At 27.6% G+C, this 14,498-nt stretch carries 14 protein-coding genes and 1 pseudogene; 11 read left to right on the top strand and 4 right to left on the bottom strand.

The genetic code is table 11. The features are described 5' to 3' along the window. The first annotated feature begins 526 nt into the window (after positions 1-526). A complete protein-coding gene (locus RYM86_RS12015) occupies positions 527-670 on the top strand; it encodes a hypothetical protein (RefSeq protein WP_315080724.1) in 144 nt (47 codons plus the stop codon). A gap of 102 nt (positions 671-772) precedes the next feature. Here RYM86_RS12015 and RYM86_RS18515 read toward each other — a convergent pair. After that, positions 773-877 (bottom strand): annotated as a pseudogene (locus RYM86_RS18515) (IS3 family transposase); the annotation flags it as partial. 96 nt (positions 878-973) lie between these two features. Between RYM86_RS18515 and RYM86_RS12010 the strand changes: the two are divergent. From RYM86_RS12010 to RYM86_RS11990, 5 genes are all read left to right on the top strand, one after another. Next, on the top strand, positions 974-1,939 hold the full coding sequence (locus RYM86_RS12010; protein ID WP_315080723.1) for a tRNA-dihydrouridine synthase family protein: 966 nt from the start codon (positions 974-976) through the stop codon (positions 1,937-1,939). A 224-nt stretch (positions 1,940-2,163) separates the two neighbouring features. Further along, positions 2,164-3,105, top strand: coding sequence for an iron-hydroxamate ABC transporter substrate-binding protein (locus RYM86_RS12005; RefSeq protein ID WP_315080721.1), 942 nt, complete (start codon positions 2,164-2,166; stop codon positions 3,103-3,105). Between the two features lie 88 nt (positions 3,106-3,193). After that, entirely contained in the window at positions 3,194-4,207 is a 1,014-nt protein-coding gene (locus RYM86_RS12000) for an iron ABC transporter permease (RefSeq protein ID WP_315080720.1), read from the top strand. Next, positions 4,208-5,224: an iron ABC transporter permease gene (locus tag RYM86_RS11995; protein WP_315080718.1), complete on the top strand. Its 1,017-nt coding sequence runs from the start codon at positions 4,208-4,210 to the stop codon at positions 5,222-5,224. It begins immediately after the preceding gene. Positions 5,225-5,258: 34 nt separating this feature from the next. Further along, on the top strand, positions 5,259-6,044 hold the full coding sequence (locus tag RYM86_RS11990) for an ABC transporter ATP-binding protein (RefSeq protein ID WP_315080717.1): 786 nt from the start codon (positions 5,259-5,261) through the stop codon (positions 6,042-6,044). Between the two features lie 336 nt (positions 6,045-6,380). Here RYM86_RS11990 and RYM86_RS11985 read toward each other — a convergent pair whose 3' ends face one another. Then, on the bottom strand, positions 6,381-7,232 hold the full coding sequence (locus tag RYM86_RS11985) for an aldo/keto reductase (protein WP_315080716.1): 852 nt from the start codon (positions 7,230-7,232) through the stop codon (positions 6,381-6,383). Between the two features lie 262 nt (positions 7,233-7,494). Here RYM86_RS11985 and RYM86_RS11980 point away from each other — a divergent pair, with 262 nt between their 5' ends. From RYM86_RS11980 to RYM86_RS11970, 3 genes are all read left to right on the top strand, one after another. Further along, positions 7,495-7,932 (top strand): HI0074 family nucleotidyltransferase substrate-binding subunit, encoded by a 438-nt coding sequence (locus tag RYM86_RS11980; RefSeq protein WP_315080714.1) that lies wholly within the window; start codon positions 7,495-7,497, stop codon positions 7,930-7,932. A 5-nt stretch (positions 7,933-7,937) separates the two neighbouring features. Continuing rightward, positions 7,938-8,225, top strand: a complete 288-nt coding sequence (locus tag RYM86_RS11975) for a nucleotidyltransferase domain-containing protein (RefSeq protein ID WP_315080740.1) — start codon at positions 7,938-7,940, stop codon at positions 8,223-8,225. A 362-nt stretch (positions 8,226-8,587) separates the two neighbouring features. Beyond that, complete coding sequence (locus RYM86_RS11970; RefSeq protein ID WP_315080712.1) at positions 8,588-9,727, top strand: RNA-binding domain-containing protein; 1,140 nt, start codon at positions 8,588-8,590, stop codon at positions 9,725-9,727. 127 nt (positions 9,728-9,854) lie between these two features. Here RYM86_RS11970 and RYM86_RS11965 read toward each other — a convergent pair whose 3' ends face one another. Both RYM86_RS11965 and RYM86_RS11960 read right to left on the bottom strand, forming a co-directional pair. Then, the gene (locus RYM86_RS11965; RefSeq protein WP_315080711.1) at positions 9,855-10,214 is read right to left on the bottom strand and encodes a hypothetical protein; all 360 of its coding nucleotides are present in this window, start codon (positions 10,212-10,214) and stop codon (positions 9,855-9,857) included. Positions 10,215-10,228: 14 nt separating this feature from the next. Then, positions 10,229-12,151, bottom strand: coding sequence for a transglutaminase domain-containing protein (locus tag RYM86_RS11960; RefSeq protein ID WP_315080710.1), 1,923 nt, complete (start codon positions 12,149-12,151; stop codon positions 10,229-10,231). Between the two features lie 349 nt (positions 12,152-12,500). Here RYM86_RS11960 and RYM86_RS11955 point away from each other — a divergent pair, with 349 nt between their 5' ends. Both RYM86_RS11955 and RYM86_RS11950 read left to right on the top strand, forming a co-directional pair. Next, positions 12,501-13,742: a PocR ligand-binding domain-containing protein gene (locus RYM86_RS11955; protein WP_315080708.1), complete on the top strand. Its 1,242-nt coding sequence runs from the start codon at positions 12,501-12,503 to the stop codon at positions 13,740-13,742. 15 nt (positions 13,743-13,757) lie between these two features. After that, entirely contained in the window at positions 13,758-14,495 is a 738-nt protein-coding gene (locus RYM86_RS11950) for a response regulator (RefSeq protein WP_315080707.1), read from the top strand. Positions 14,496-14,498: the final 3 nt, after the last annotated feature.

Below are 14,498 nucleotides of genomic sequence, written 5' to 3'. Positions count from 1 at the left end.
TCATTAAAAAAATGGATTTGCTGTCACCTTAATTACTGTTATGAGCAGATTTTCTCCACTTATATAAAGTATATATGCAATATTTTATTTTACTTTATTATTGCCTTTATCTTTGTTATTGTTGTTTTTATTTTTGTCAGTATTACTCTTATCATTCTTGTTCTTGTTGTATTGAGAACTAACCACTAGCATCACCACCTTACTTTATTTTTTATTATTCACGGAAGAAGTTTACGTTATTCATCTTTGTAAATAAATTTTAGAAAGTAACTTGTGGTATAGGCATTTATAGGGATAATGAAATACTACTTGGAGATTATGATGGTGGATGCATATTGTTTGAAAAAGGTGATGATGTTAAGGAATTGTAAGGAATTGTAAGGAATTGTTAGGAGTACAGTAAATATACTGTTTGTATATACGGAAAAAAGAACATAGATTGTTAAAATATAATGTTTATAAATTTATAATTCTCAAGGATAATATAATTATAAATGGCAAAAATAATCTCTAAGAGGTGATATAAATGAGCACAAAATATAAAAATACTAAAAAGAAAATGGCATCTTTAGGTCTTAAAAAAAGCGAAAATGGAGACTATACTTATATAGACGTTAATGATAAAAATTCAGAATTTAAACCAGTAAGAAAAAAACAAAATAAAGGTTAGATATGTAATTTTAAAGATCATGTATGATCTTAACCATAAAACCAACAAAAATTAAAAAAGATGATAAAAGGTACCCCTTTGTCAAGGACAATTTAAAAAAGTCTAGGCTACATTGAGAAGATGATTTCTGTATTGGACAGGAGTCATCTTTTCTAAATCTCATTGATATCTATAGTGGTTGTAATAAATCATATATTGCTTAACTTCTTCTTTTAGCTCATCTAAAGTTTCACTAAGATTAAGTAGATAAGAAAAGATCATGCTGATATAATGTTTTTAGAATATTTATAAAGGAGTTATTAAATGAAATATTATTTAGCACCAATGGAAGGAATTACGGGATACATATATAGAAATTCTTATGAAAAATTTTTTAATAATATTGATAAATACTTTACACCTTTTATTGTTACAAATAAAAGTAGAAGTCTTAAGACTAAAGAGTTAAGGGACGTTTTGCCTGAAAATAATAAATGGATGAATATAGTGCCTCAAATACTTACTAATGATTCAGAAGGTTTTATTAATACTTCGGGAAAGTTAAAACAATTAGGTTATAATGAGGTTAATTTAAATTTAGGCTGTCCTGCTGGAACTGTTGTTTCAAAAAATAGAGGCTCAGGATTTCTAGCAAAAAGAGAAGAATTGGACATGTTTTTAGATGAAATATTTAAAATAAATGATATTAAAATTTCTATAAAAACTAGAATAGGAAAGGATAGTCCGGAAGAATTTTATGAACTGATAAAAATTTACAATAAATATCCTATAGAAGAATTAATTATTCATCCTAGAACACAAAAAGATTTTTATGGAAACAAACCTAATTTAGAGATATTTAAAGATGCATTATCGTTAAGTACTAATCCAGTATGTTATAATGGCGATATTTTCACTGCTTGTGATCATAATAAATTAATAAAAGCTTTTCCAGAAGTAAAAACAGTAATGCTAGGAAGAGGTATACTGGCCAATCCAGGTTTAATGAATGAGATTAAAAATAATACTTTTATAGATAAAGAAGTGCTGAAAGATTTTCATGATGAAATTTTTAATGAATATAAAGAATTATTTAATGAAGATAGAAATGCAATATTTAGAATGAAAGAATTGTGGGGATATATGATTTACATGTTTTCAAATAATAAAAAATATGCTAAAAAAATAAAGAAGGCACAAAAGTTAAGTGATTATAATGAAGCTGTAGTAAGTTTATTTATGGAGCAGGAAATCATAGAAGGGGCTGGCTTATTTAATAATCAATATTAAATATGGTTATATTTTATTAAATAAGTATGATTAAGAAAATCAAGAAAAGATATTAACATGAATTCACGTTAATATCTTTTTTATATAAATATATTTATTAATATTTAAATCTAAAAAACTATATTGACTATACAAAATCATGTGATATAATAAGAATACTAAATAAAAGATAATGATTATCAATAGCAAAATAAAAAATACCAATAAAATTCGGGGGAAATTACATGAAGAAGTTAAAGACACTAGTATTATTAAGTTTAACTATAGCTACTCTTGGTATTGTTGCTGGTTGTTCAAACAATAGTGATAGCAACACAAGTAGTAAACAAGAAACGAGAGTAGTGCAATCAGTTAAAGGAGAAGTGGAAATACCCAAAAATCCACAAAGAATAGTTGATATATCAGGAAGCAGTGAAGAATTAGTATTACTAGGACATATTCTGGTAGCTACTGCAAATGTAGATTCATACCAAACAGATAAAGTTTCGTCATACATAGAAGACAAATTAGGAAATGCAAAAATAGTTGGACACTCAATGATGGATACAATGGATATAGAAGCTATATTATCAGCAGAACCAGACTTAATAATAATGGCACCAAGACAAGAAAAAATATATGATCAATTAAAAGAAATAGCTCCAGTAGTTATGTTAGAAGATAAATCAAATAACTGGGAAGCTAAATTTAAAGATGTAGCTGAATTATTTGGACAAGAAGAAGAAGCTCAAAAATGGTTAGATATCTACTATGATAAAGCAAAAAAATTAGGTGATGAAATAAAAGAAACTAATGGAGAAAAAACATACTTAACAGTATTAGCATCACCTGGACAATTTATGGTATTTACTGAAGGCGGTATAGGAACAGTATTAAAAGATGATATGGGATTACCTCAACCTGATAATATGCCAGCACAAGATGGAATAACTTTACCAATAGTTACAGTGGAAGGTTTAACTGAAATAAATGCAGACCATATAATACTTATCGCTACAGAATCAGATAAAGCAGATTTAGAAGAAAATACAGTATGGAAAGAAATGAAGGCTTTTAAAGAAGATAATGTAACAATACTTGATGCAAGTCCATACTTTAGTCAAGCATATAACCCAATAGGAAGAGAATTATTATTACAATCAATCAAAGATGAAGTTGTAAAATAATACAATTATATAGAGTAGGTGGTGAGAGGAATAAACCTTTTGTCACCTACTATTTAAATTTATAGACAAATTAGTTTAAGGAGAAGCAATGAAGAATTTTAATAAAAAGACTTTAGCTTATATATTTATGTTTATAGGAATTATGCTTCTTATATCTGGAATAGTTATGTCTGTTTCATTAGGAGCAAAAGATATAGATTTTTTAACAATAATAAAAAGTTTAGTTACAGATAGTAATGATGTAAATACAAAAATAGTTAGAGATGTTAGAATACCTAGAGCTATTGCAGCCTCTCTTGTAGGAGGATTTTTAGCAGTGGCTGGTGCAATAATGCAAGGTATAACTAGAAATCCTATTGCAGAACCATCTGTAATGGGAATAACGCAAGGCGCTACATTTATGATAGCAGTAACTTTTGTATTACAAAGAATATATCCAAATTTAGTTGTAGGAAGTTTTGGACTTATGATATTTGCTTTTGTTGGAGCTAGTATAAGTGGACTTTTAGTATATTTTATAAGCTCAAAATCAGCAAGAAAAGTAGATACAGTAAAACTTGCCCTTGCAGGAACTGCATTAGGTACATTACTAATATCTTTAGCTATGGGAATAGCAATGTACTTTAATCTATCTCAACAACTAAGCTTTTGGGTTTCTGGAGGATTAGTTAGTGCTAAGTGGGAAGGTGTGAAACTACTATCTATAGTAGGAGGAAGTGCATTAATAGGATCTATGATTATGGCACCGAAAATAACTATTTTAAGTTTAGGTGAAGAAGTAGCAATAGGATTAGGACAAAGAACAAATGCAGTAAGATTTGTAAGCATAATAATAGTAATATTTTTAACTGGAGCATCTGTTTCAGTGGCAGGAAATATAGTGTTTGTAGGATTAATAGTTCCTCAAATCGCTAAGGCAATAGTAGGAGCAGATTACAAATATATAATACCTAGTTCAATGATTCTAGGCTCAGTTTTACTTGTATATAGTGATATTTTAGCTAGAATGATTAATCCTCCATATGAGACTCCCATTGGTTCTTTAACTGCATTATTAGGAGTTCCTATGTTTATATACCTTGTTAGAAAGGATAAAAAATAGATGATAAATATAAATAAGAATAAAAGATTTGCATTAGTTATGGGTGTTTTAATGATACTAACAATTACTACAATTTTAGTTAGTTTAAATATAGGTTCTCTAGCTATAGGGCCATCCGACGTTATAAAAACTTTAATTGGGCAAGGGAGTAAAAGTCATGAAATTGCTATATTTAAGTTAAGGTTACCAAGAATAGTAATTGGAGTATTAGTTGGTACAGCTTTAGCAATAGCAGGTACTATTTTACAAGGTGTTACTAAAAATGATTTAGCAGACTCTGGAATACTAGGAATAAACTCAGGAGCAGCATTATTTGTTGTAATATATATTTATATTATGAATGGAAATATATATGATGGTATAAGCAATATGACTATATTTACAATGCCAATAGTTGCTTTAAGTGGAGCTATATTTGGAGCATTTTTAATTTATATACTAGCATGGAAAAATGGGATAGATTCATCAAAGTTATTGTTAATAGGTATAGGTATAAATGTAGCATTTACATCCATACTTACAATATTCCAATTAAGATTTACAACACAAGAATTTAATAGAGTAATGGCATGGATTTCGGGAAGTATATGGGGTGCAAGTTGGAAATATGTATTAGCAGTTCTACCTTTTATACTAATATTTACATTGATAACAATGTACAAATCTAGATATTTAGATGTATTAAATTTAGGTGATGAAGTAGCAACAGGGTTAGGAATAGAAGTTGAAAAAGAGAGAAGAAAGTTAATAATATATGCAGTGATTTTAGCTGGGGTAGCAACATCTGTAGCAGGTAGTATAGCCTTTTTAGGATTGGTAGCACCTCATATAGCTAGGAAACTAGTTGGACCAAAACATAAGAAATTAATTCCCACATCTGCACTTGTTGGAAGTTTAATATTATTGATTGGAGATACTATAGCAAGAAATATAATAGCACCTATGGAACTTCCTGTAGGAATAGTTGTAGCAATAATAGGTGTTCCATATTTTATTTATCTTATGTTATCAGAATAGATAAAAATAATTAATTTAAACAAAGGAGAAAGAAATGAATTGTATAAGTACTAAGGACTTGAATATTTCCTATGGAAATTTAGATATAGTTAAGGATTTAAATTTAGATATACCAAAGGGTAAAATAACTACAATAATAGGTTCTAATGGATGCGGAAAATCTACTATATTAAAAACTATAGCTAGAATCATACAACCTAAAAGTGGTGATATATATGTAAATGATAAAAATATGAAAGAACAAAATCCAAAGGATTTAGCAAAAACTATGGCTGTTCTTCCACAAAGTCCTCAAGCTCCTAGTGGACTTACAGTAGAAGAGTTAATAGCTTATGGAAGATTTCCTCACCAAAAGGGATTTGGTAAACTAAAAAAGGAAGATAAAGATATAGTTACATGGGCATTAAAATCAACTGGAATAGAGGAGTTTAGAGACAGACCTATGGAAGCTTTATCTGGAGGACAAAGACAAAGGGCTTGGATAGCAATGGCATTAGCACAACAAACAGATATACTTATACTTGATGAACCTACAACATATTTAGATTTAGCTCATCAATTAGAAGTACTAAAGTTATTAGAAGAGTTAAATAAAAACCAAGGTACAACTATAGTTATGGTAATACATGAACTTAATAATGCAGCTAGATTTGCAGATCATATGATAGGTGTAAAAAAAGGTGAAGTAGTATGTCAAGGAAGTGCTTATGAGGTTATGACAAAAGAAAATCTTAGAGAATTATTTAATATAGATGCTGAAATAGTTAGTGATCCTAGAACCCAAAAGCCAGTATGCATAACTTATGATATGGTAGTATAGGAGAAAGGTATGAAGGATTAATAAGCTTTAAAAGAAGAAAAGATATGTAGATTATTATTAAAACATATGATAGTGACTTAGCAATAGGTACTATGGCAACTATAATTTCTCTTTCTTTGTGTGATTGAAAAAAAGAGTGCATCAAATGTAAAATGGACCCTATATAGTAGACAATCATAAAAGAGAGTCTATCCATATAGAGTCTTTTTGTTGTATAGAAAATTATAGAATTTTTATTTGTTTAAGCTGAGTAATATCAATGGCTTTAGTGATATTGAGCAGTAAAAATATTAATAACGAAGTGAGGGCGGTGCAGTCACTTTTTTGTACAATAAGTTAGATATCATATTTAACTTCACTGAATAATTTCACCATTTCCGGGTCACTATGAGAGAAGAAACAACTCTCCTTTGTATCTAGACTTGCAATTTTCTCCATATCATTGATACTTAATTCAAAATCGAAGATATTGAAATTTTCAATAATTCGCTCTTTATGAACGGATTTAGGAATTGCAACTACACCACGTTGTATTAGCCAACGAAGAACAATTTGAGCCACAGACTTGCTGTATTTTTCAGAAAGCGTTACTAGAACATCATTTTGGAATATATTGTTGTGTCCTTCTGCAAATGGAGCCCAAGATTCAATTTGCACTTTGTTGTCTTTCATTAGTTTGGCATTTTCAACCTGCTGACAGAATGGGTTTGTTTCCACCTGATTAACAGCCGGAACAATCTCATTGTGCATAATCAGATCAACCAGACGGTCGGGCTGAAAGTTACTCACACCGATGGCACGGATTTTACCTTCCTGATATAGTTTTTCCATGGCACGCCATGAACCATAGATATCTCCAAATGGCTGATGTATAAGATACAAATCAATATAGTCAAGCTGTAGACGTTTTAGCGATTTTGCAAATGCCTTTTTTGTGCTATTGTAGCCGGTATCTTGAATCCAAAGTTTTGTAGTGATGAAAAGTTCTTTACGATGGATACCACTGCGCTTGATAGCATGGCCAACAGCTTCCTCATTCATATAAACTGATGCAGTATCAATTAAACGATAACCAGCCATAAGGGCATCATAGACAGCTTGCTCACATTGAGCAGCATCTTCAATTTGATAAACTCCGAAGCCCAGGATAGGCATTTCAACGCCGTTATTCAAAGTTACGTTTTGCATAGTAAATCCTCCTTATTTGATTAAGCATAATAGGCATATTATATTTGCCATGTTAAATTTATAAAGTAACTGTTCAAATGAAATTTATACTGTAAATTAAAGAAAGACTGAAGGGGAATTAATCTATCATTATATATGTATATGAGAATAAGTTTAAGTCATTCAGTTAATTTTTGTATACTGTGTGTGTAAATGTTGAATTAACATTAAATAATATGTACAATTAAATATAAGATAACTTATTATGATAAGGAGATATGGAATGAACGGAATACTAAATAAGTATGGAGAATCAATTAACTTAACATATAATTATGTTTATAGAATATTAACACATCTAAAAAATATTAGAGATAATTTTAATGCTATTGAAAACCCAGATGATATAACAAAAGAAGTATATAGAGATTCAATAATAAAAAAATATGAAATGTTAGAAGATTTAACTTGGAAGTTATTATCTAAGATATTTAAAGATTCAGGTCTTGAAATAAACAATCCTAAAGGATGTTATAGGCAAGCATTTAAAGATGGTTGGATAGACAATATTGATATATGGAATGATATCTTATTATCAAGGAACACTACAGCTAACATATATAATGAACAAGAATATGAAGAAATTAAGAATAAAATAATTGAAGAGTATATTGTTGCTATAGAAAAGTTACTGTTAAATATATCTCGAGAAGTGATGTGATAGATATGTATGGAATAAATGAAAAAGTGTATAATAATATTTTAGTATATTTTGAAAAAGAAAAGGATATAAATAAAGTTACATTATTTGGATCAAGAGCAAAAGGTAATGCTAAAATAAATTCAGATATAGACTTGTGCATTAATTGTAGCAAAAAAGTAAGATATAAAATAGTGGAGAATATAGATGATATTATTGGAATTTATTCTTCAGACATTTTGTTTAGTGATTCTTTAAATTTAGAAGTAAAAGAACAAATTAATAAATATGGAATAGAGATATATAGTAGATAAGAATATGAAGGAGCTTGATTGATTTCAGGCTCTTATTTTTTTGTAATTAACTATAAATATATATGGTAAAATATTGATGATAGTGATGTGTAAACATGAAGAATTTTTAATGAATAAGATTTACATGAAAAATATGGAATGATATCACCTAAAGAAAAAGGATTGTACCTCATAGTAATGAAGTTGATTATAGAACATTTTCAAGAGTATTAAATGATAACAAAATGTCTGCAACATATAAAATGCTATAGATTGTGAGATTCATTTAGTATCTAATAAAGATAAACGATATTATAAATATTAAAGGGCTTAAAGAAATATATTGTATTATCGGGGATTTTAATATTTAGGTGGAGGGTTTTATGGATAAAAGAAAATTCATGTCACTGTTAAAGAGAGAAGAAGGAATAAAATTAGATTATAAATTGAAACTTGATCTTGTTACAGAAAGTGGAAAGAAGGAAATGTCAAAGGATATATGTGCAATTGCCAATACTGGATATGGACGTGGATATATCATAGTTGGAATACAGGATAAAACAAAGAAGATAATGGGTGTTGGAAAAGAAGATTTGTTCAAAGAAGAACAGATTCAGCAAATTATAACTTCAAGGTGTGAGCCACCTATACCTTTAAAGGTTGATTTCATTTATATAGACAATAAAAAAATTGGAATAATAACAATTTATGATGGTGGACAAAAGCCTTATCAGATTAGAGAAAATGGAGCTTTTTATATAAGAAGAGGTTCAACAACTGATGTTATGAGGAAACAGGAAATTATAACGCTTTTAGAGCAAAACTTGAGTTTGACAATTGAAACGTGTCCTCTTATTAATAGCAAAATAGATATGCTTAATATGGAACTTGTAAAAAAATATTTTAGGCATAAAGGAATTGAATTGAATGATGAAAACAAAGAGTTTTTGTTTCTTTCATCTGGGATAGCAGCACAAGAAAGGGATGGAAGTGAGCTTATATGCACATATGGAGGACTTCTTGTTTTTTCAGATGATAATTATCTTTGTATTCCTAATAATATGATAAAAATTGTGGACAACTTAAACAACGCTTATGGTGATGTTTATATTATTCAAGGGAATCTTTTGACCATGATAGATAAGGCAGAAAAGAAACTATCAGAAATAATTAAATGTGATTATCCATGTTCAGCTATAACAGAAGCAATAAAGAATGCTGTTCTTTACAGAGAATATTTTGATTTAAATAGAATAATTGAAGTTACTATAGAAAAGAAGAATGTTATTGTTTCAAGCCCTGGAGAACTTATAGATGAAAATAGTAAAAGTGAAAGGATACATTATAACAAGAGAAATATATGGCTTTATGAAAAACTCACAACTTTAGATGATGAAAAGAGATTTTTAAATAATGGGCAGGGATTTAAACGAATAACAAATGCCTTTAAAAACAGAGGTAAAGTTAAGTTTATAAATTCAAGAATTGAGCATAGCTTTAAAGTAATTCTTCCTGGATTTTAATATTATAAAGAAATTATGAAGTTAAATTAAAATTAATGAGTAAATGCTAAGGAAAGTATATTTTTTATTAAAAAGAAGAATATTACTGGAAATTAAAATTTCCAGTAATATTCTTAAAATAAAACTTTTATAGCCATATACCATATTGGTTTATATAATATCCATTTATATTAGTATTTGTTGCCATTGAACCATTTGGCTTTAAATAATACCAATTTCCATCAACTTCTTTAAACCAACCAGTTACTGCGTGTCCATTTTCAACATATAGCCAATCATTGTTTACTTTATTCCAATCATTATTTTTTAAGGATTGTATTTCAGTATCTGATAATACATATTGAGCTTGGTTGTTAGCTTGTATTTCGATTAAATCATCTTGAACAGTATTTATAAATATTAACTTATTAATTTCATAAATTTCATCTACAGAGATTTCTTTATTAACATTATTAATTGCAGTTAATGTTTGAGCTACATTTTTCACTGTGGTTATTACACTTAAATTTGATGGATTACAGCAGTGATCTTAGTAGCACCAATAGTAGCATTATTTTCATTTGTCATAGATGTTTTGTTTTCAGATGATTTTCCAGTAGAACCACCACCTCTTGAACTGCCACCAGAAGAACTATGATCTATATTATCGACTTTTACTATATTTTGAGGCTTATCTTTTAAATTATTAATTGCGGCTTGTAAATTAGATAAAGCATTATTTACATCAACTTGAGTTACATCATCTCTATTTAATACATTTTTAGCTTGGTTTAATGATTGTAAGAAAACAATCCAAGTTTCATAAGTAAAAGTTCCTTTTAATGTATCTTTATTATGATTATAGATAGTTTGTAAATTAGATTTATCAACTTTTGTTATATTTTCAGATTTATCTTCTGACCTTTCTGTATTAGTATCTGTACTAGTATTTAATTCATATTCTTTTGTAGTAAATTTAAGATTACTATCATTTTTGCTTTGTCCAAATCTGATATTTAATTTACTGTTTTTTATATAAAATTGAACAGAATATCTTCCACTTGTAAAATTAAATTCATCACTTAAATCTTTAAAAGTATCTATTTTTTTATCATTTACATTAATTTTTTTGATTTCAAGTTCAGATAAATAGTATATATCTTTATCATCTGCCACTAAATTTACCATATTAGCACTTTTAGTTATGTTTTTACTAAATAAAGTTTTATTACTTCCGTCTAAACTGCATTTCCATAAATCAGTTCCAGCTAAATAATATAATTTATCTTTAATCCGTACACTATTTTTGCCATTAACGTTATTTCCATTTATTATTCTAAATAAATCATCAAAGGTTGTATCGGTACAACTTTCAGGTATTGTAGATGTCCATGAATGTATTTTACGCATCACATTATCTGAACAATTAAAATTTTTGTAAGTAATTCTATTAGTTTCTGGAGTAGGATCATCCCATGTTAAATCTGTTTGATAGTAATTTCCATCTATATTTACATAGTTCCATGCATGGCTATCATTTGTGACTATCCCAGCCTCAATACCATATTCATTTAATAGCAACATAGTAGCTTTTGAATATCCGTCACAAACGGCTATTTGATTAATAAGTGCACCATATGATGTATGCGAAATATTAGGAACTGTTTTTTTGTCATAATTATCTTTGTCATAAGTACAATTTTGCGTAATATAATCATGGATAGCATATTCTATTTCTAAGTCTGTTGAACACTCATCTAAATAACTTTTTTTGATATAGTTTATTTTGTTATTTAATTTTTCTCTCATTTTATCAATAACATCATTACTATATTCATAAGTAACCTTTATGTCACATGAATTTAATTTTCCAGTTGAAGGATTGTATGTACAATTATCAAATTTTACATATGTTGGATTACAATAGAAAATTTGTGGATTTTCATATATTACATCAAAGTATAAGTCTAGAATTTTATTAGAATTGTTATTTATATCATCTAGATTAATAAGATCTTTTATATCAATATCAGTTTTATAATTTTCAATTCCATCTTTAAGTCTTTCTTTAATATCTTCCTTATTACTTTGAAAAAGGCTAAGACTAGAATATCTTTTTACACGCCTATTATTTCTAGGCAGTTTTGATTTTAAATATTCATCTAAAGTTCGAGCACTAGTTTCAAGTGTAATAGCTTCTTCATTATTTTCTTGAAATGCCTCATCATCATCATTATTTTTTATTGGATTAATAAAGGCTGCTGCACCAGTAGTAACTTTAACTTGTTCTAATTCTAAAGTGGTTTTATCTAACTCATTATTATAAGTTTTTGTGTTAACTGTATCATTAGTTTTTTTGTCGTCAGCATAAGCAACGGTACTAGTAATGTTTGTAGTAATTGCTATTGCTATTAAGCTTAAAATAATTTGATTTCTTTTTTTCATTTTAATGTATTTCCCCTTTGTAGTTAAGTATTTTACATAATAATACATTTATAGATTTAAATATATTTTATTACATATATTTATCGGGAAAATTTGTTAATGCTTTATAAATAAAACTATATTGATTATTAAAATAATAATTATTTTGCTAAAAATATGTAATAACGTAAGATATTCATAAATAGTATATTTAAAAGTTTATAACAGACAAAATGTATAGATTTAAGACATAAATACTCAAAAAATAGATAGTTAATTTTAATTTATAATTTACATATAAAAAATAATATAATAAAATTAAATAAAATAATTAAAAATTTGTTAGAATAATGAGAAAGGAGATGAAAATATGAAAAAAGTATTGCATTTGAAAGATGCTATTGATATAAATGCTTTTCAAAAAATACAAGATGATATATCAGATGCTACAGAAATGTCTATAATAACTGTTGATTATATGGGAAAATGTGCAACTAAGCATAGTAGATGTAGTGAATTCTGTAAGCTTATGAGAGCAAGTGAATCATATTCTCAGTTGTGTGAACGTTGCGATTCACGTGGTGGTTTAGAAGCAGCTAGATTAGAAAAGCCATATATATATAAATGCCATAAAGGATTAATAGATTTTGCTACTCCTATAATTGTTGATGGTCAGTACTTAGGTTCAGTAATGGCAGGTCAAGTGTTAATGGAAGATGATTCAAAAGTTAATTTAGAGAAAATAGTAAACTCAGAAAATAATTTTGATAGTTTAAAAAAAGAAGAAAAAGAAAAGCTATTAGAGGCTTATAATAAATTGCCTGTAGTTAGTTTTAAAAGAATACAAGCAGTGGCGCAAATGATGTTTCATATAAGCAACTATATTGTAGAAGAAACTGTGGCTAAAATAGTTCAAAGAGAGCTAGATGAAAAAAAAGTAAAGTTTGCAGAAAGCGAAAAGGTGCAAGCTGAGTTAGAAAAAGAATATAAAGCATCTCAATTAAAAGCCCTTCAATCTCAGATAAATCCACATTTTTTATTTAATGTATTAAATAGCATATCATCTTTATCAATAGTTGAGAATGCACCTAAAACTCAAGAAGTTATATACAATCTATCTAATATGCTAAGATACACTTTAAAAAAGGCAAATAAAGTTGTTAGCTTAGAAGAAGAATTTGACTATATAAATTCATATTTAAATCTTCAAAAGGTAAGGTTTTCAGATAGACTAAAGTATGAAATTAATATTGATAAACAATTTAAAAATATAAGATTACCTTTTATGGTTATTCAAACTTTTGTAGAAAATTCTGTTGTACATGGACTTGAAACAAAAGAAGAAGGTGGCTATATAAAAATTTTTGTAGAAGATTCAGATGAGTATGTAATAATACATATAGAAGATAATGGAACAGGTATACCTAGAGAACAACTTAACTTAATGCAAGAAGAACTAGAGATAAGAAATGATAATAATTTAGATAAAATAGGAATAAACAATGCAAATAAAAGAATGGATTATTATTATGGAGATGAATATAAAATAGAAATAACTAGCAAAATAAGAATAGGAACTTCAGTAAAAATAACTATTAAGAAAGAAGTCTAGCTAGGAGTTGAATAAATGCTTAAGATAATGATTGTTGATGACGAAATTTTGGAAAGACAGGCTTTAAGGATGATTATAAATAACTCAGATAGCGGAAGAGTTATAGCTGAAGCGTGTAATGGAAGAGAAGCTATAGAATTAGATAGGAAATTTAATCCTGATGTTATAATAATGGATGTTAAAATGCCTGGAATAGATGGAATAAAAGCATCGCAAGTTATAAAAGAACAAAACAAAAATAAGATTATTATAATGATAACAGCTTATGATGATTTCGAATTAGTACGTAAAGCACTAGTTTTAGGTGTAGATGATTATATTTTGAAACCAATAAAACCAACTGAATTAATAGATGCCTTAAATAATATCTTTGTTAATTTAAAAATTAACAAAGATACTTATATGGAAAAATCAGTAAATGAGCTCAAGGAAATGCCTGTTAAAGCAGCTATAGAGTATATACAAGATAACCTTGAGGAAAAGGTGAGTTTAGAAAAAATGGCATCTATATGTAATTTAAGTACTTGCTATTTTAGTAAGCTTTTCAAAAGAGAAATGGGAGTGAATTTCTCAGTTTATGTTAATGAAAAGAAAGTTGGAAAAGCAAAGGAAATACTTGAAAATACAAATATGCCAATTTTAAATATATCATTAGATTTGGGGTTTGAAGATTGTGGATATTTTATTAGAGTCTTTAAAAAATATGAGGGAGTTACTCCTAAAAAATATAGAGAAATTATTAAAACAAAATAGAAT

This window comes from uncultured Clostridium sp. (assembly GCF_963527835.1).
Classification (GTDB): domain Bacteria; phylum Bacillota; class Clostridia; order Clostridiales; family Clostridiaceae; genus Clostridium.
This window is presented reverse-complemented; position numbering and strand designations above follow the sequence as displayed.